The organism is Edaphovirga cremea, assembly GCF_003332275.1.
GTDB classification, from domain to species: Bacteria; Pseudomonadota; Gammaproteobacteria; order Enterobacterales; family Enterobacteriaceae; genus Edaphovirga; species Edaphovirga cremea.
This window is the reverse complement of sequence record NZ_QOVA01000004.1, coordinates 179,262-197,522: the sequence shown is the minus strand read 5'-3', so window position 1 is coordinate 197,522 and position 18,261 is coordinate 179,262. Positions and strand designations below refer to the sequence as shown.

The following is an 18,261-nucleotide window of genomic DNA, read 5'->3' as shown; positions in this document are numbered from 1 at the left end:
AGGCTCGTTATTTTTTTGATTTTATTACCTATTTTCATAAACCAATGCCTGCGCACAGGCCCAGGCGGAGCTCCACGCCCACTGGAAGTTATATCCTCCCAGCCAGCCGGTCACATCTACCACTTCGCCGATGAAATAGAGTCCCGGAACCTGATTCGCAGCCATGGTTTTGGACGACAGCTCGCGCGTATCCACACCACCGAGAGTCACTTCCGCCGTGCGATAACCTTCCGTGCCGTTTGGTTGGACGCGCCATTGTTGCAACGTATCGATCAACTCCACCTGCTGCGGGACATTGAGCTGTTTCAATGTCACATCAGGTAATTGTCCCAGCGTTTGCAGGCATTCAACCAACCGCTTGGGCAGCTTTTGTGCCAGCGTATTCTTGACGCTCTGATTGGGATGCGCGACGCGCTCAGCGTTGATAAATGCCTCCAGATCGACGCCTGGAAGTAAGTTAACACTCACATACTCACCGGGCTGCCAGTAGCTGGAAAGCTGGAGAATAGCCGGGCCAGACAGGCCGCGATGGGTAAAAAGAATATTCTCTTTGAAGGTCACCCCATTTTCAGCCGTCACGACAGCAGGCACCGAAACGCCAGAAAGCGTCTGCAAGTGGTCAAGTAGCGGTTTATGCAGCGTAAAAGGCACCAGGGCGGCACGCGTTGGCAGCACCTTAAGGCCAAACTGTTCTGCCAGCTTGTAACCGAATGGGGTCGCGCCCAGACCTGGCATGGAGAGTCCACCTGCAGCGACTACAAGTGAGCGAGCGCTCACTTTCTCACCATTAACGGTCAGCAGAAAACCGTCTTCCGTTTTTTCCACGCCCAATACTTCGCTGCGCAGGCGAAGCGTGACTTGCCCCAGTTCGCACTCTTTTAGCAAGAGATCGACAATCTGTTGGGCCGACTCATCGCAAAAAAGTTGGCCCAAGGTTTTTTCGTGGTAGGCAATGCCATAGCGACTGACCAGTTCAATGAAATCCCATTGGGTATAACGCGCCAGGGCGGACTTGCAGAAATGGGGATTATTGGAGATATAGGCTGCCGGTTCCGCATACATATTGGTGAAATTGCACCGACCGCCGCCCGACATCAAAATCTTCCGTCCGGCTTTTTTACCGTTGTCCAACAATAGGACGCGACAGCCACCCTGACCTGCCTGCGCGGCACAAAACATCCCGGCTGCGCCCGCACCAATGACTACCACATCAAACTGTTCCACCCGGTCTCTCCTCCATAAAATCATCATACTTTGGGCGTTACGCTAACTGTTCAGTTATGTGCTAAACCCTATATAAGGCGAATTCTTGCGCCATTTTGGCGGCCGATTGTAAATCGGGCGCTCTCTTCACGCCATAGTAAGAAATTGTTAGTTTACGTAAATGCCATTAACCTTATGATTTTTAATCATTAATGACCATAAGGAGAGCCCTCCATCATAACTTATGTCAAGAAAAGGTCATATTTTGCTTTTCCACGCACCCTATTCTCGCGGATAATGCGCCGCGTTCATGTCCACAAACTGGCGTAACGCTTATGCTACATCTGTTCGCTGGGCTGGATTTCCAAACCGGCCTGTTACTAGTACTCGCGCTGTTGTTCGTGTTGTTTTATGAAGCCATCAATGGTTTCCACGATACCGCCAACGCGGTTGCGACTGTTATTTATACTCGTGCCATGCGTTCGCAAGTTGCGGTCGTTATGGCTGGGGTCTTTAACTTTCTTGGCGTAATGCTCGGCGGTTTGAGTGTTGCCTACGCCATCGTCCATTTATTACCGACCGATCTCTTACTTAATGTGGGTTCCGCTCACGGCCTGGCCATGGTCTTTTCCATGCTTCTGGCGGCGATTATCTGGAATCTGGGAACCTGGTATTTCGGCTTGCCGGCGTCCAGCTCCCATACATTGATTGGTGCAATCATCGGTATCGGTTTGACCAATGCAATCATGACTGACAGTTCAGTGGTGGATGCGTTGAACGTACCGAAAATGATCGCTATTTTCCTGTCATTGCTCATCTCTCCACTGGTGGGTATGGCCGTGGCAGGCTTGATGGTGTTTGTGCTGCGCCGTTTCTGGAGCAGTACGAAAAAACGTCGTCGTATACATTTGACACCCGCCGAACGTGAAAAGATTGACGGTAAACGTAAACCGCCATTCTGGACCCGTATCGCACTGATCCTTTCTGCCATTGGTGTGAGTTTCTCTCACGGTGCCAATGATGGTCAGAAAGGTATTGGTTTGATTATGCTGGTATTGATTGGCGTGGCACCTGCGGGTTTCGTGCTCAATATGAATGCGACTGGCTATGACATCACACGCACCCGCGATGCTGTCACCCATCTTGAGCAATTTTATCAACGCCACACTGAAACATTGCCGCACGTTATTGCACAGACTCCGCTGGTCCCTACTCCGGAAGAAACAACTCCGGATACTCCGGCCGAGTTCCATTGTGATACGTCACGTGCCGGGATTGCCATAAGCAAAGCCCAGGCGTTGCTGGCCAATCTGCAAAGTTACAGCGAACTCACAGTTGATCAGCGCAACCATATGCGCCGCTTGCTGATGTGCGTTGCGGATACCGCAGAGAAAGCCGCCAAGCTGCCGGAGACCTCAGTAGAAGACCAGCGCTTCCTGAATGACTTGCGTAGCGATCTGCTGGAAACCGTTGAGTACGCACCAACCTGGATCATCGTTGCCGTTGCGCTGGCACTGTCGCTGGGTACCATGGTGGGTTGGAAACGTGTTGCAACCACCATCGGTGAGAAGATTGGCAAGAAAGGAATGACCTACGCGCAGGGCGTATCTGCCCAGTTGACCGCGGCCATCTCCATAGGTGTAGCCAGTTATACGGGTATGCCGGTATCCACTACCCATGTACTCTCTTCTGCCGTTGCCGGGACTATGATTGTTGATGGTGGGGGCGTACAAAGCAAAACCGTGAAGAACATTTTGTTGGCCTGGATACTGACCCTGCCAATTTCCATCGTTCTTTCTGGCGTGCTGTATTGGATTTCACTGCAATTTATCTGATTGTGATCAGAAGCAGATAGGTTGTAGGGAGTTAGATAGCAAAAGGCGGCCCAATCAGGAGCCGCCTTTTTTCTGCCCGTCTGTCGCCAGACTAGTACCAAATCATCATCGCCATAAGACTGATGACCACCAACCCACACAGCGCACTGGTCAGAACGAACTGCCCCCTTACGCGTGCACAGCGGTGAATAAATTCCGGATCGTGATGATCAAGATAGCGTTGGGAAAAGATATAACGCACCAGCCTGATCTGCTTGCTGGGTTGACCATGCGAAGTAAAGAATCCCCCACCATCAACATATTGATATAGCAGTGGATCGCACCCCCGCAAAACCACCAGCAGCGCCCGCAAAGAAGAATAGTAACGCGCCATGTTAATCACGCATACCACACACAGAGCCCAAAACAGCGCAACAGTACTGATCATGCTTCCCCCCTTAAGGCAATACGGCCTGCGGGTAACACCCTCTCCCACCCGCGGCTTCTACGCCTACCTCTGCCTCACGTGCCCGATACCACCAGGGCTACCATCACCCACCCCCTGCAACTCTTTTTTCAACACTCGCAAGCGCCTGCTTATACCCCGCAATTCACTCACTCATTATTCAGTGTAGAAAACTAAACGAGAAAGAGAGAGGGCGATTAATAATTTATCACTACATCCTGTTATTCATTCTGTCAATGACATCCGTGTACACAATGCGGTTGCACTCAGTACCCGGTCAAAAACTGCAGGTTTCACCTGGCGCTCATTTAGAAAGCTATACTTAATGATGCCTGCGCAAATGTAGGCTGATCGCGATATTGTGACGGTAATTATTGGATTTCCCCTTTACAGGGTGTAAAACAAAAGAAGAGATATGAAGGGCTTATAGTTTGTGTTGGGAGGTTGTGATCCTAACGACACTTCAATTGCATTGCTGAATGTTAGAATCAGACAACATCGTTACGACATTTACTTCGCAATTTTTTAACGACTTTATGGAAGGAGTATTCTTATGGCTTACAAGCACATTCTTATTGCTGTTGACCTGTCCCCGGAAAGCAAGATCCTGGTGGAAAAAGCGGTTTCAATGGCAAGACCTTACAATGCCAAAGTTTCCCTGATCCACGTCGATGTTAACTATTCCGATCTGTATACCGGTCTGATTGATGTCAATCTTGGTGACATGCAGAAACGTATTTCAGAAGAGACCCATCACGCGCTGACCGAACTTTCGCAGAATGCTGGCTACCCGATCTCTGAAACACTCAGTGGAAGCGGGGATTTGGCTCAAGTGTTGGTAGATGCGATTAAAAAATACGATGTGGACCTGGTGCTATGCGGACACCATCAGGATTTCTGGAGCAAGCTGATGTCTTCAGCTCGCCAGTTAATCAACACGGTACATATCGATATGTTGATTGTGCCGCTGAAAGATGAAGATGACGACTGATTCAGCCTCTCCTGAGGGAATAGCCCGATAAACAAAACGCCCGCCATTAAAACTGGCGGGCATTTCTGTCTCTGCCAAGACATTATTTTATAAGCAATTTTTCTAGAACACGATCTGGCGGCGCTCAGGTTTCAGATTGCGGGGACGACTGCGCTTCCCTTCTCAATCCGTCGGTCACCAGCTTGCCAACCCGTTGGGCAACGGCTCGGGTGGCGGCTTTTTTCTTCAATTGGGTGACTTTACCTACCAACATTACCGGCAGACCTTGCTTCAACCAGTCATCGAATAGCGCTTGCTGTACCTCGCTCAGCCGTTTGTCCGACCAGAGCAGATAATGATCCATCTCGAATTGGGTCAAATCCGGCCAGGATACCGGGTGTGGAATCAGCTCCACGCGCAACCCTTCACTGACCAACTGGATGGACTCCAACCACAGCTCAATGCTGCTGCGGTTATTCCACGCCACCAACAGTACCCTCGCACCGGAATGCTTGCGCGCAGTGGTCAACGCAAACGTGGCATATTCAATAATGGCGCAATCCAACACGCTCGCCTGCTGTTGCCACCCTGCAGGTTTTGCTGAGGATAAACTCTTGCGTATCGGCCGCAATATATCATTGACCAGATTCCGCCCCGGATACTCACGCCCAAAGCGCCACAACAGGTTACGTAATTTATTTGGCTGTGGGGGATCCAACAGCTCACACAGCTCTTTTCTCTGCGTCTGCCACCCCAACTCAATATTATCAACCTCACCCGCGATAATGCCGCGGACCTGATTTATGGGGACTCCCTTCGACAACCATTCCAGAATAAGATGCGCCTGAAACAGATCCTCGTCGTTGTAGAAGCGTTGTCCCTTGTCATTGCGAACGGGATTAAGTAACCCGTAGCGCTGCCATGCGCGCAGTGTTACTGGATTCACTCCACAAAGTCCGGCAATAACTTCTATGCTGTATGCCGACATAAACTCTCCGAAGCATTGATAAATTGTATAGAATTGGAATCTATAAGTTAAATCAACCAATTTGTATAGGATTTGTTGTGCAATTTCAGTAGTAAACGACAATAGTTTGACTTAGCTCGACCTAAGACTAATCCCGGGTCTCACTAATCAACATTTCTGCGGGCTGTTTTTAAAGCGGAGTATAGAGGTCGAAACGGTGCGATTTTGTCGTTACTGCGGCTTGCGCCGGGACGTTGGCCAGTGGAGGGGCATAGTCAGGGCGTTTTACCACCACCCGCTTGGTCGCCAATGCGCGAGCCGGTGCCAATAGACCGTCTGCATCCAAATCCGGCCCAACCAGCGATTGAAATACCCGCATCTCCTTTTTCACCAACGCACTTTTCTGCCGATGGGGATACATGGGATCCAGATAAACCACCTGCGGGCGAGGTGCAATATCGGCCAGCGCCGTTAAGCTGGAGGCGTGCAATAACGTTAAACGCTGCTGCAACCAGGGTCCAATCTCCGCATCCCGATAACCACGCTGCAAACCATCATCCAACAGTGCGGCAACCACCGGATTACGTTCCAGCATACGCACCGTACACCCGAGTGCAGCCAGAACAAAGGCATCACGACCCAATCCGGCGGTAGCATCCACCACATCCGGCAGATAACTGCCTTTAATACCCACCGCCTTGGCAACCGCTTCTCCGCGTCCGCCACCAAAACGCCGCCGGTGCGCCATTGCACCCGTCACAAAATCGACGAAAATGGCACCCAGTTTCGGCTCATCGCGCTTGCGCAGCTCCAGCCGTTCAGGCGTCAATACCAGCGCCATCAGCGCGTTGTCATCAGACGCCAACTGCCAGCGAGCGGCCAAAATCGATAAGGCGCCGGGGTCGGCGCCTTCTTCACATAATAAACAGATGCTCACGCGGCACTATTACCCTTTAATTCCGTAATGGCGCAGCATAGCATCCAGTTGCGGTTCGCGGCCACGGAAGCGTTTGAACAACTCCATCGGCTCTTCAGAACCCCCGCGGGACAGAATATTATCCAGGAACGATTGCCCGGTTTCGCGGTTGAAAATACCTTCGTCTTCGAAGCGCGAGAAAGCATCCGCCGACAGGACTTCTGCCCACAGGTAGCTGTAATAGCCAGCCGCATAGCCTCCAGCGAAAACATGGCTGAACGCGTGCGGGAAACGGCCCCAACTCGGCGATGGAACCACCGCGACCTGTTTTTTCACCTCGGCCAACGTTTGCAAGATTTGCGCGCCTTTTGCCGGATCGTATTCATAATGCATGCGGAAATCGAACAGGCCGAATTCGAGCTGACGCAGGATAAACAGCGCAGCCTGATAGTTTTTCGCAGCCAGCAATTTGTCGAGCATCTCTTGCGGCAACGGTTCGCCGGTCTGGTAATGGCCGGAGATAAACTCAAGCGCCTCAGGCTCCCAGCACCAGTTTTCCATAAACTGGCTCGGCAGTTCGACCGCGTCCCACGGCACACCGCTGATACCCGATACGCCAGCCGTATCAATTTTGGTCAGCATGTGATGCAAGCCGTGACCAAATTCATGGAACAGCGTCGTCACTTCGTTGTGGGTGAAAAGGGCCGGTTTGTCGCCGATTGGCCGGTTGAAATTACAGACGAGGTAAGCCACGGGTTTTTGCAGTTCGCCATTGGCTTTGCGCAAGCTACCCACGCAGTCGTCCATCCAGGCACCGCCGCGTTTGTTTTCACGCGCATACAGATCCAGATAGAAACTGCCGCGTAAATCACCGCTCTCATCAAACAAATCGAAGAAACGCACTTCCGGATGCCAGACATCGACACCTTTACGCTCTTTGGCGGTGATACCGTAAATACGGTTGACCACTTCAAACAAACCGCTCAATACCCGCTGCTCCGGGAAATATGGGCGCAATTGCTCATCGCTGATCGAGAACAGATGCTGTTTCTGTTTTTCGCCGTAATAGGCTAAATCCCAGGCTTCCAACGTCTCTACGCCGTGGTGCTCTTTTGCAAAAGCCTGTAGTTGAGCCAGTTCCTGCTCACCTTGTGGACGGGCGCGTTTCGCCAAATCATTCAGGAAATCGATGACCTGCGCCGGGCTTTCGGCCATTTTGGTCGCCAGCGATTTTTCAGCATAAGAGTTGAATCCCAGCAATTGTGCAAGCTCATGACGCAGTGCCAACTCTTCGGCCATCACTTCGCTGTTGTCCCATTTACCGGCATTCGGCCCCTGATCGGAGGCGCGGGTACCGTAGGCGCGATACATCTCTTCACGCAGTGCCTGATTGTCGCAGTACGTGAGAACCGGCAGGTAGCTTGGAATATCCAGCGTCAGCAGCCAGCCATCCTGTTCTTTGGCTTGCGCCATGGCTTTAGCCGCAGCCAGCGCGCTTTCCGGCATACCGCTGAGTTGCGCTTCATCGGTAATCAGTTTGCTCCAGCCCATCGTCGCATCCAGCACGTTATTGCTGTACGTCGAACCCAATTCGGAAAGACGTGCGGAGATTTCACCATAGCGTTTCTGTTTTTCTGGCGACAGGCCAATGCCCGACAGCTCGAAATCACGCAGGGCGTTCTCTACGGCTTTTTTCTGCGGTGCAGTGAGGCTGGCGAAATGCTCACCCTCTTTCAAATCGCGGTAAGCCTGATACAAACCGGCATGCTGACCCACCCACGTGCTGTATTCCGACAGCAACGGCAGCGCTTCTTCATAGGCGACGCGCAGTTCCGGGCTGTTTTTCACCGAGTTAAGGTGGCCGATTGGCGACCAGATCCGGCTCAGGCGATCGTCACTGTCCGCCAATGGCTGGCACAGGGTTTCCCAGGTAAAGGGCCCACCTTGTGCCACGACCTTTTCGATAGTCTGGCGACTTTCATCCAAAACGGACTTCACAGCAGGAACAATATGTTCAGGACGAATGTCAGAAAACGGCGGCAGGGAGAACGGGGTCAATAACGGATTTGTCATAGGGCAGTCCTGATTATCGTTTTGGGCATGGAGCTCACGCAGCACGCCGTGAATGCGGATGAATAAATAACATGAGGTCAAAAGAGGGGAAAATCAATGGCTGGAAATGCCTAATGAGAGAAGATCGCGTTCTCTTCTGTGGGTTTTCAACTGTTGTGCGTCTTGCCAATGAAGTCTTTGGAGTTAAATTTCCGGCGACCTGTTTGTCAACATTGAGAATGTTTTAGCCTGCCTATTTGTCACGCTTTTCACTTTTTAGCCGCCAGACAGTTTATACTGGCCGCCATAAGCGTTTTTGCGCCCAGGGAAAGCGCATGAACTGCCTCACCAACACAGTATAAATTTTCGGTAACTTACTGATTTTACTGTAAACATCAATAACACCGGAAAGCACACAACACTATGCTAAGTTATCGCCACAGCTTCCATGCTGGTAATCATGCCGACGTCCTGAAACATACCGTCCTGAGTTTGATCATCGAATCTCTGAAAGAAAAAGAGAAACCGTTGTTGTATCTGGATACTCACGCTGGCGCTGGTCGCTATCAACTCAGCGGTGAGCATGCCGAGCGCACCGGTGAATATCTGGAAGGGATTGCTCAAATTTGGCAACGCGACGATGTGCCGGAAGAACTGAACGCCTACATGAGTGTAGTGAAGTATTTCAACCGAAACGAGTCGTTGCGCTATTACCCGGGTTCACCGCTGATTGCCCGCCAGTTGCTGCGTGAGTATGACAAGCTGCATATGACCGAACTGCACTCCAGCGACTATCCGCTGCTGCGCAATGAATTCCTCAAAGACGATCGCAGTAAAGTGCTGCGTGCCGACGGCTATCAGCAGTTGAAATCGCAACTGCCTCCGTTGTCACGTCGCGGCCTGGTACTGATCGATCCGCCTTATGAATTGAAAACGGATTATCAGGATGTGGTGAAAGGGATTCAGGAAGGCCATAAGCGTTTTGCCACCGGCACCTACGCGTTGTGGTATCCGGTAGTCTTGCGCCAACAGATCAAGAAAATGCTCCGCGAACTGGAAGCGACGGGCATTCGTCGTATTCTGCAAATCGAGCTCGGCGTGCGTCCTGACAGCGATCAGCGCGGTATGACCGCATCCGGCATGATTGTGATCAATCCGCCGTGGAAACTGGAACAACAAATGAATAATGTGCTGCCCTGGCTGCACAAGGTGCTGGTTCCGTCCGGTAAAGGCCATACCCTGGTCAAATGGGTTGTTCCTGAATAAGCCGTTCAAGCCGGGGTGTCCTGCTCCGGCTACCTTCACCTATCACAATCATTGATGCAAACTTTGCGACAATGCAGCATCTGGCGTTAAACTCTATCCTCTTCTGAATCCTCAACTCACGGAAAACCCTGATGACGAAACATTACGACTATCTGGCAATTGGCGGTGGCAGCGGCGGTATCGCATCGATCAACCGGGCGGCCATGTACGGCCAGAAATGCGCGCTGATTGAAGCCAAAGAGCTTGGCGGCACCTGCGTTAACGTGGGCTGTGTACCGAAAAAAGTGATGTGGCATGCGGCGCAGATCGCAGAGGCCATTCACCAATACGGTCCAGACTATGGATTTGATACCACCGTAAATGCCTTTGACTGGAAAAAACTGGTCGCCAACCGTACCGCCTATATCGATCGCATCCACACTTCGTATGACAACGTACTCGGTAAAAATAAAGTGGATGTGATTAAAGGTTTTGCACGTTTTGTTGATGCGCATACCGTTGAAGTGAATGGCGAAAAAATTACTGCCGATCATATTCTGATCGCCACTGGCGGACGCCCAAGCCACCCGGATATTCCTGGCGCAGAATACGGCATCGATTCAGACGGCTTTTTTGATCTCGACGCGATGCCAAAACGCGTTGCGGTTGTCGGCGCAGGTTATATTGCCGTCGAAATCGCCGGTGTGTTGAACGCACTGGGTGCAGAAACGCATCTGTTCGTGCGCAAGCATGCACCGCTGCGCACCTTTGACCCGATGATTGTTGAAACGCTGGTCGAAGTCATGAATACCGAAGGCCCGGCGCTGCATACCGAATCCATTCCTAAAGCCATCGTGAAAAATGCCGACGGCAGCCTGACCCTGCAACTCGACAATGGCAAAGAGTTCAACGTTGATTGCCTGGTGTGGGCGATCGGTCGTGAACCTGCCACCGACAATTTCAATCTCGCCGTGACCGGTGTCAAAACCAATAGCAAAGGTTATATCGACGTTGATAAATATCAGAATACCAGCGTCAAAGGCATTTATGCCGTTGGCGATAATACCGGTGCGGTTGAACTGACCCCGGTGGCCGTTGCCGCAGGACGCCGCCTGTCTGAGCGCCTGTTCAACAACAAACCCGAAGAACATCTGGACTACAGCAACATCGCGACCGTGGTGTTCAGCCATCCACCGATCGGCACTATTGGCCTGACAGAACCGCAAGCCAGAGAGAAATTCGGTGACGATGAAGTCAAAGTCTATAAGTCATCCTTTACCGCCATGTACAGCGCAGTAACGCAGCACCGTCAGCCTTGCCGCATGAAACTGGTGTGTGTCGGCAAAGAAGAGAAAATCGTTGGCCTGCACGGCATCGGTTTCGGCATGGACGAGATCCTGCAAGGCTTTGCCGTAGCGATAAAAATGGGCGCGACGAAGAAAGATTTCGACAACACCGTGGCGATCCACCCGACTGCCGCTGAAGAATTCGTTACCATGAGATAATTGTGTAGGAAAAGCGCTTACACAACGGATCACTTTCTGCATTTTTTCTTTCAGGTCAGGGGCATAAGTCTCCTGACTTTTTTTATGCCTATTGTTCTCTCACAAACGTCAATGTTGCTGCGAAAGTGTCCGCCGATACATGGATGGACTCCCTGATTCATTTGCTTCCCATCACGCTACTGTTCGTTCGTCCCGCAAAAAAACCTTATCCAGAAAAGACTTAATACTAAAAATCCTAATTATTTAGTATTTGAAACTTTATTATTTCGATTTGAGTGTATCTTAAGCTGTCCATAAATGGATAATTGCCCCCCATACACAGTGTTTAAATGTATGAAATAAATTTTACCTTTGACGGAATGGATATTATTGAAATATCGCATACGTCATGAGGTTTTTTCTCAATTAAGGATATGGCTGTAATGATTCACACTCATTATCATCCAACTTCGCACTAACACAAATGAAACACTATTCGATTTCATTATACAAACCCTCTGGAATACGTACTTATTGGTAAACAACATGAAAATTAAATTTTCTCGACTCACATCATTACTTTTGGCCTCGCTATTTTTAAATTGCGCACATGCCAATATGACCGTCTACCCTATGGCTCTGGGCCTGGATAATAAAGGGGAAGGCAGCGTTCGGATTATATCTAAATCCAATGACGTGCAATTCATTAAAACAACCGTATACAAAATTGATCAGCCCGGGACACCCCAGGAAAAAGAAATACCCGTTTCGACCAAAGATGCCAGTGCATTGGTTGTAATGCCTCCGCTCTTTGCCATACCGGGCGGATCCAGCAAACTGGTACGCATGATTTCCATGGAACCCACGGAAAAAGAAGTCATGTATCGCGTGAAGTTTGAAGGTGTTCCATCCCCTGATGGCGATGAGAGCGCGACGCAAAAAACGAGCGTGGCAACGCACCTTAGTGTCAGCCTGGTCTGGGGCGTACTCGTCAGTGCTCCCCCTGTCACACCAACAATCAATTTAGCGCTGTCACCCGATCATCATCAAGTGATGAATCAAGGTACACAGCGAGTTAAAATTACCGGGGTTGGCCTTTGTCTTCCCGGTCAGAAAAATAACCAGTGTCATTGGATTGAAGAGAATAAAAATATATTCCCGGATGGTTCTTACTCTCTTCCCAAGGATTCTGGATATAACCATGTCGTACTGAAATATAACGACTGGATCAAGAAAACAAGCGATAACACTATAGAATTTGACCTTCCATAATCACGGAAGATGTCAGATATATTTACCGTGTCCAGGATGAGACGTTAGAGTAAATAACAAAAATTCTTTAATAGTAACCTATTTTAAACCCAAGAACGACGTCGTTCATCACAAGGATATACCCATGAAACACTCACTCGTAAAACCATTAATCGCTGTACTGTTTTTAACAGCCTCTGCCTCGGCGCTGGCCCTGGATAAAAATATCACCGTGACTGCCAATATCGATTCATCACTTGATATGACACAGTCTGATAATACTGCACTACCCACCTCTGTTGCCATGCAATACTTTCCAGGTACTGGGCTGGCATCGGTAACTCTGCAAACTAAAATCTGGTCAAATGCGACAACGACTGACAGTGGCAATATCCATGTGCAACTGGCTACTGATCCTCTTCTGACCAATACTTCCGGCAACAACACTCAGATCCCCCTGGAAGTCACCTATGGCGGTAAAGTCCTCACTACTTCCGATACCGAAGGATTGACGGTTTTGCAACTGTTCCCGAATGGTGACGTTGGTACAACCACAGGGTCGATCGTTGAGCCGTTGGTTATTTCTCAGAAAGTACCGGGTGCGCAGGTAACAGGTTCTTATGCAGGTGTGGTAAGTCTGTACCTGTATCAGGATACTGCTACCGGCGCATAATTATAATTGATTGCCCCCCATACGATGAGGGGGCAATTATTTCATTTCTTTTTCTTACCTCGATACCACTGATATTCATATGCGTAGAAATCTACTGGCTCTTTTATGCTTATCCGTAATAGGATCGGGCAGTTGTGATGCATCGACGAAAATACCGCCCGGATTTGAAATACTCGCGCGCGGCGAACAAGAATCTGTTGATGTTATTCTGGCAGGGAAACATGTTGGTAGATTTGATGCCATAGTCAGCCTTGATAATGTACAGTTTTCAGAGCCAGATAAAGTCTTGGCTGCATTGGGCCTGTCGATAAAACCCCTGGATAAAGAATATCAAACCTTGCTGCAAGGTCTGTCTGCACCACTCGCACGCCATGGTGAAGACAGTTGTGGTTATTTGCAAAAAAATGCAGGGTGCGGTTTTTTACAAACCGACTCTGTCGCTGCTATTTATGATGAAAGCGAAGATAGTGTTACATTATTTCTGCGTAAGGATTGGCTTCCCAACAATAATGAACAAAATCTCTACCTTACCCCGACCACTAATAATGTTGAAAATGCCCTTATCCATGAACAAAATTTCAATGTGGTGTCACAAGGCGATTATAAAAGTCTGTACCTGCAAGGCGTAGGGGCTCTGGGAGTCACGGATAACAGTTATATTGGCGCCCACTGGTCTTTTGATGCGTCGCAAGATGACGACGAGAATGAAAATAATGCGGATGTCAGCGATCTGTACTACCGCTATGATATTAACCAACGTTTCTATACGCAATTAGGTCGCATGGATAACCGCACCCTGTTCAATGCGCAGGGCGGTAATTTCGCTTTCACCTTTCTCCCGCTGGGGGCAATTGACGGCATGCGAGTAGGGAGTACCCTGAGTTATCTCAATAAAGCCGAAGCCAGCCAGGGAACGCCCGTGACGGTATTGCTTTCACGAAATTCCCGTGTAGACGCCTATCGTAACAACCAGCTCCTGGGGACTTTCTATCTCTCGGCGGGCAACCAGAATATAGATACGTCCAACTTTCCCAACGGCAGCTACAGCGTGCAGTTGCGTATTTATGAAAGTAACCAGCTTGTACGTACCGAAATCTCCGCCTTTACCAAGACCGGGAGCCTTAGCGACGGTCACATACAGTGGTTTTTACAAGGTGGCCGTATCAGTGACACCGACGAAGACGAGCAAAAGGGGTCTGCCTTTCAGGCTGGATTTCGCATCCCGCTGGCAGCAACCCTTAACAACACCGTTGGGGTAGCCTCGGTCGACAACCAAAAATCGATAGAAGTCGGGCTTGATTACTCCGTTGATCAGAATGCGCTTGGCTCCCTGGGACTGTCCGGCAATGTTTATCGCGGTGACGAAGACATGCGGGGAGACAGCGAGCAGATCACCTACTCCAAAAACAGTTGGCCTACACTCAGTTTTTACCGTTATCGCACATCCGGCGATCAATGTAACGACACCCAAAACAATGACAGCAATGATTACAACACGTTAGGGTGCTATGAAAGTATCAATGCGACGGTCAACTACAACGTCAAGGGATGGAACCTGATACTGGGTTATATACAATCCCAAAACCACGCGGATACAGAAACGCCGTATCAATCAGATAAGTCGTTTGAAGACAATATGCTGAACCAGACTACGGAGAATTCCACGTCACGCACCTATCAATTCAGCGGTTCACATTCTTTTACCCGCGGAGACTGGGTAATGAGTACTACGCTTGGCGCGTTTCACCGTAATGATGACGGCTACGAAGACAGCGATAATGGCATCTATGTCTCCCTGTCATTCTCGCAGTCACCACATCAGGACTCAGCAGGTAAAAGCCAGACGACCAATCTGGACGTTAACTACCGCAGCAGTCATAACGACGGTAACCAAACATCTTATAACGTCTCGCACACCTGGTATGACGACCAGAACAGCCATCGTGAACTCGAACTTCAGGCGGGGGGAATCAACACGGATACGGTTGATAGTGCGGTCACCGGTCGGGTGGATGGTCAGTACGGTAATTTGACCGGCACCTTGTCAGACAGTTATGACACCAAGGATAACGATCACACTACGGCATTCAGTGGTTCATACAATTCCACCGTTGCAGTGAGTCGCCACGGTATTTACTGGGGCGGGCAAGGCACGGGTGACCCTGCGTCGGGTGTGGTGGTGAATGTCGATAACATTGATGACGATGACAACAGTACCCAGGTTGATGCGCAGGCTTCGGGAAGCGCCCTTGTTCACCTCACTGCGGGTAGAAGCGCCTTGCTGCCCCTGGCAAGTTTTGAAGAAGGTAGCGTGGAGGTTCGCGACAGCAGCAGTGTCAATTCAGGTGGCAGCACCACAGAGTTGCTGACGGGGGCTGGCGCACGCGATGTCTTGCTACTGCCGGGCAAACTGAGCCGCCGGAAGGTGTCCGTAGATCACAGCTATGGGTATATCGGCAATCTACTGTTGCCTATTGCCGCAAAAGCAAACCCGATTCTTGGGATCAACAGCAAAATGTTGTTGCTCTCGGAAGACGGTAGCTTTACCGCTGAGTTAAGCACCAAATCGGCAGCACTGTATTTGATCTCGGGTGAGAATTTTTACCAGTGCCCGTTAAACGTGAAAAAGCAGCGCCTCGTCGTGCGTTACGTTGGCTCGTCAACATGCCAGTCGATCGCACTGCAAGCGATGCCAGACAGTGTTCGTGACCTGGCCGTAGTCAAGATGAAAAGAACGAATGAAATGGAGACGGCGTCAAACCGGTAACTCAATGACAAACTTCAAAAAATACATAATCTTACTGGGCTGTTTATTGGGTGCAGGGCAGGTCTGGGCAAGCTCTGATGTCACCATCAATCCCCCACAGTATGACCTGATGTCGCCGCCGTCATCAGATATCACTGTTTGGAATAACGCACAGGGTATAGAAACCCCAGGCGATATAGCAGGATCGAATTACGGCTGGGTGTGTCATAGCAACTCAGATCCCGTAACGGGGGCGTGTGCGACAGAGATGACAGATGATAAATCCGGAAGTACCCCAATCAATGTCCAATTTGTTGAGAAACGTTCAGGGATGAAACAGGTACTCACTCTGCAAGGGACTAAATATGAAGGACTACCTGGCAGCGGTTGCAATTGGTTTGGCCCATTCCCAATGAATTCAGTTGGATACGCCGCCCATAATTGCTACGGTAGCAATTATGATACTGCTTTTTTGACTGTAATTATCCCCGGCAGTGAGCTGGGTAAACTGCCTGTCGGTGGTGTTTGGGAAGCCACACTTGAACTTCAGCTCGTTGACGCCAATAACGTATATCTCGCTGAATATACAGCCCATATCACCCTGAGCGCCACCGACAAAAATCATGCCGATATTTATCTGCCCGCCTACGGGGAAGCGGCTCCGCTGGTCGAACTCGATTTGCATCCGCGTGGTGCTCCTGATGGCAATGCCTATGCCCAGGACGTCACTTCGCTGGATATGTGTTTGTATGATGGCTATAACGCCAGCAGCACCCGCTATGACGTCACGCTCAAGGATGAGGGCAGATCGGCGCCAGACCGCGACCCTAAAGATTTTTCCATTTACCGCGATAAGGCGACGACAGACGAAGCTGTCGATCGGATTGATTATCATGTACAGATGCAGGCCCCTACCAGCAGTAACGGCGGAGGCGGATTGATTGACGTGGCCAACAATCAGAACATTACATTAACCAATATTAACAACGGCGAGATCCGGCCCGTGCGTCTGCCGAATATGCGTTATCCCGTACTCTGTGTACCGACCCCCCTGATATTGAGCGTCGATAAATTCAACGTGATGGATAAAAATGAGGGTTTCTATCAAGGGACACTGACTGTCACGTTTACTCCGACGACATTGAGCGTCGATTAAGGGTATGGGTTTTCTTTCCCTCGTCAACATGCCAGTCGATAACACTGCAAGCGATGCCAAACAGCGTTCGTGACCTGGCCGTAGTCAAGATGAAAAGAACGAATGAAATGGAGACGGCGTCAAACCGGTAACTCAATGACAAACTTCAAAAAATACATAATCTTACTGGGCTGTTTATTGGGTGCAGGGCAGGTCTGGGCAAGCTCTGATGTCACCATCAGTCCCCCACAGTATGACCTGATGTCGCCACCGTCATCAAATATAAGCATTTGGAATAACGAAGCGGGTATGCAAACTCCGGGTGATATAGCAGGATCGTATTACGGCTGGGTGTGCCATAGCAACTCAGATCCCGTGATGGGAGCATGTGCGGCAGAGATGACAGGGAATACATCCGGAAGTACCCCCATCAATGTCCAATTTGTTGAGAAACGTTCAGGGATGAAACAGGTGCTGACTCTGCAAGGGACTAAATATCAAGGATTACCTGGTGGTGGCTGTAATTGGCAGGGTCCATATCCAATGAATTCAATGGGCCACCTTAATGTATATTGCTACAGTCAACCTTTAAATACTTCATTTTTGACCGTTACTCTTCCCGGCAGTGAGCTGGGTAAACTGCCTGTCGGCGGTGTTTGGGAAGCCACACTTAAACTTCAGCTCGTTGACGCCAATAACGTATATCTCGCTGAATATACAGCCCATATCACCCTGAGCGCCACCGACAAAAATCATGCCGATATTTATCTGCCCGCCTACGGGGAAGCGGCTCCGCTGGTCGAACTCGATTTGCATCCGCGTGGTGCTCCTGATGGCAATGCCTATGCCCAGGACGTCACTTCGCTGGATATGTGTTTGTATGATGGCTATAACGCCAACAGCACCCGCTATGACGTCACGCTCAAGGATGAGGGCAGATCGGCCCCAGGCCGCGACCCTAAAGATTTTTCCATTTACCGCGATAAGGCGACGACAGACGAAGCTGTCGATCGGATTGATTATCATGTACAGATGCAGGCCCCTACCAGCAGTAACGGCGGAGGCGGATTGATTGACGTGGCCAACAATCAGGACATTACATTAACCAATATTAACAACGGCGAGATCCGGCCCGTGCGTCTGCCGAATATGCGTTATCCCGTACTCTGTGTACCGACCCCTCTGATATTGAGCGTCGATAAATTCAACGTGATGGATAAAAATGAGGGTTTCTATCAAGGGACATTGACTGTCACGTTTACTCCGACGACATTGAGCGTCGATTAACGATATGGGTTTTCTTTCCCTCGCTCCCCATTCTCAAGGGGAGCGTCACTCA

14 protein-coding genes are annotated in these 18,261 nt (G+C 50.0%); 9 read left to right on the top strand and 5 right to left on the bottom strand.

Going from position 1 to position 18,261, the window contains the following annotated elements:
* Window positions 1–24: 24 nt before the first annotated feature.
* Entirely contained in the window at window positions 25–1,224 is a 1,200-nt protein-coding gene (locus DRI82_RS07900; RefSeq protein ID WP_114192959.1) for a BaiN/RdsA family NAD(P)/FAD-dependent oxidoreductase, read from the bottom strand.
* Window positions 1,225–1,538: 314 nt separating this feature from the next.
* On the opposite strand from DRI82_RS07900, the gene pitA reads away from it, so the two are divergent.
* Window positions 1,539–3,038: an inorganic phosphate transporter PitA gene (gene pitA / locus DRI82_RS07895; RefSeq protein ID WP_114192958.1), complete on the top strand. Its 1,500-nt coding sequence runs from the start codon at window positions 1,539–1,541 to the stop codon at window positions 3,036–3,038.
* Window positions 3,039–3,129: 91 nt separating this feature from the next.
* Here the strand turns inward: pitA and uspB are convergent, their stop codons facing one another.
* A complete protein-coding gene (gene uspB, locus DRI82_RS07890; protein WP_114192957.1) occupies window positions 3,130–3,465 on the bottom strand; it encodes a universal stress protein UspB in 336 nt (111 codons plus the stop codon).
* Between the two features lie 571 nt (window positions 3,466–4,036).
* Between uspB and uspA the strand changes: the two genes are divergently transcribed.
* Window positions 4,037–4,474 carry a universal stress protein UspA gene (gene uspA, locus DRI82_RS07885; protein ID WP_114192956.1) on the top strand — a complete coding sequence of 146 codons (438 nt, stop codon included), beginning with the start codon at window positions 4,037–4,039 and terminating at the stop codon, window positions 4,472–4,474.
* Window positions 4,475–4,598: 124 nt separating this feature from the next.
* Here the strand turns inward: uspA and DRI82_RS07880 are convergent, their stop codons facing one another.
* The 3 genes from DRI82_RS07880 to prlC form a co-directional block, all read right to left on the bottom strand.
* A complete protein-coding gene (locus tag DRI82_RS07880; protein WP_114192955.1) occupies window positions 4,599–5,441 on the bottom strand; it encodes a MerR family transcriptional regulator in 843 nt (280 codons plus the stop codon).
* Window positions 5,442–5,610: 169 nt separating this feature from the next.
* Entirely contained in the window at window positions 5,611–6,357 is a 747-nt protein-coding gene (gene rsmJ, locus DRI82_RS07875; RefSeq protein ID WP_114192954.1) for a 16S rRNA (guanine(1516)-N(2))-methyltransferase RsmJ, read from the bottom strand.
* A gap of 9 nt (window positions 6,358–6,366) precedes the next feature.
* Window positions 6,367–8,409: an oligopeptidase A gene (gene prlC / locus DRI82_RS07870; protein WP_114192953.1), complete on the bottom strand. Its 2,043-nt coding sequence runs from the start codon at window positions 8,407–8,409 to the stop codon at window positions 6,367–6,369.
* Window positions 8,410–8,811: 402 nt separating this feature from the next.
* On the opposite strand from prlC, the gene DRI82_RS07865 reads away from it, so the two are divergent.
* The 7 genes from DRI82_RS07865 to DRI82_RS07835 all read left to right on the top strand — a co-directional run bounded on the left by DRI82_RS07865 (window position 8,812) and on the right by DRI82_RS07835 (window position 18,209).
* Window positions 8,812–9,654: a 23S rRNA (adenine(2030)-N(6))-methyltransferase RlmJ gene (locus DRI82_RS07865; RefSeq protein WP_114192952.1), complete on the top strand. Its 843-nt coding sequence runs from the start codon at window positions 8,812–8,814 to the stop codon at window positions 9,652–9,654.
* Between the two features lie 131 nt (window positions 9,655–9,785).
* A complete protein-coding gene (gene gorA / locus DRI82_RS07860; protein WP_114192951.1) occupies window positions 9,786–11,138 on the top strand; it encodes a glutathione-disulfide reductase in 1,353 nt (450 codons plus the stop codon).
* Window positions 11,139–11,663: 525 nt separating this feature from the next.
* Window positions 11,664–12,389: a fimbria/pilus periplasmic chaperone gene (locus tag DRI82_RS07855; protein ID WP_157968028.1), complete on the top strand. Its 726-nt coding sequence runs from the start codon at window positions 11,664–11,666 to the stop codon at window positions 12,387–12,389.
* 124 nt (window positions 12,390–12,513) lie between these two features.
* A complete protein-coding gene (locus DRI82_RS07850; RefSeq protein WP_114192950.1) occupies window positions 12,514–13,041 on the top strand; it encodes a CS1 type fimbrial major subunit in 528 nt (175 codons plus the stop codon).
* A gap of 79 nt (window positions 13,042–13,120) precedes the next feature.
* Window positions 13,121–15,808 carry a TcfC E-set like domain-containing protein gene (locus tag DRI82_RS07845; protein WP_114192949.1) on the top strand — a complete coding sequence of 896 codons (2,688 nt, stop codon included), beginning with the start codon at window positions 13,121–13,123 and terminating at the stop codon, window positions 15,806–15,808.
* Window positions 15,809–15,812: 4 nt separating this feature from the next.
* Window positions 15,813–16,943, top strand: a complete 1,131-nt coding sequence (locus DRI82_RS07840) for a CfaE/CblD family pilus tip adhesin (RefSeq protein WP_157968027.1) — start codon at window positions 15,813–15,815, stop codon at window positions 16,941–16,943.
* A 135-nt stretch (window positions 16,944–17,078) separates the two neighbouring features.
* Complete coding sequence (locus DRI82_RS07835; protein ID WP_157968026.1) at window positions 17,079–18,209, top strand: CfaE/CblD family pilus tip adhesin; 1,131 nt, start codon at window positions 17,079–17,081, stop codon at window positions 18,207–18,209.
* The last annotated feature ends 52 nt before the right edge of the window (window positions 18,210–18,261 follow it).

Bases quoted from the DNA above. Each gene is read 5' to 3' on its own strand.
- DRI82_RS07840 (WP_157968027.1), top strand. From the start codon at position 15,813: ATGACAAACTTCAAAAAATACATAATCTTACTGGGCTGTTTATTGGGT.
- gorA (WP_114192951.1), top strand. From the start codon at position 9,786: ATGACGAAACATTACGACTATCTGGCAATTGGCGGTGGCAGCGGCGGT.
- uspB (WP_114192957.1), bottom strand. From the start codon at position 3,465: ATGATCAGTACTGTTGCGCTGTTTTGGGCTCTGTGTGTGGTATGCGTG.
- DRI82_RS07880 (WP_114192955.1), bottom strand. From the start codon at position 5,441: ATGTCGGCATACAGCATAGAAGTTATTGCCGGACTTTGTGGAGTGAAT.
- pitA (WP_114192958.1), top strand. From the start codon at position 1,539: ATGCTACATCTGTTCGCTGGGCTGGATTTCCAAACCGGCCTGTTACTA.
- DRI82_RS07835 (WP_157968026.1), top strand. From the start codon at position 17,079: ATGACAAACTTCAAAAAATACATAATCTTACTGGGCTGTTTATTGGGT.
- DRI82_RS07845 (WP_114192949.1), top strand. From the start codon at position 13,121: ATGCGTAGAAATCTACTGGCTCTTTTATGCTTATCCGTAATAGGATCG.
- DRI82_RS07850 (WP_114192950.1), top strand. From the start codon at position 12,514: ATGAAACACTCACTCGTAAAACCATTAATCGCTGTACTGTTTTTAACA.
- uspA (WP_114192956.1), top strand. From the start codon at position 4,037: ATGGCTTACAAGCACATTCTTATTGCTGTTGACCTGTCCCCGGAAAGC.
- prlC (WP_114192953.1), bottom strand. From the start codon at position 8,409: ATGACAAATCCGTTATTGACCCCGTTCTCCCTGCCGCCGTTTTCTGAC.
- DRI82_RS07855 (WP_157968028.1), top strand. From the start codon at position 11,664: ATGAAAATTAAATTTTCTCGACTCACATCATTACTTTTGGCCTCGCTA.
- DRI82_RS07865 (WP_114192952.1), top strand. From the start codon at position 8,812: ATGCTAAGTTATCGCCACAGCTTCCATGCTGGTAATCATGCCGACGTC.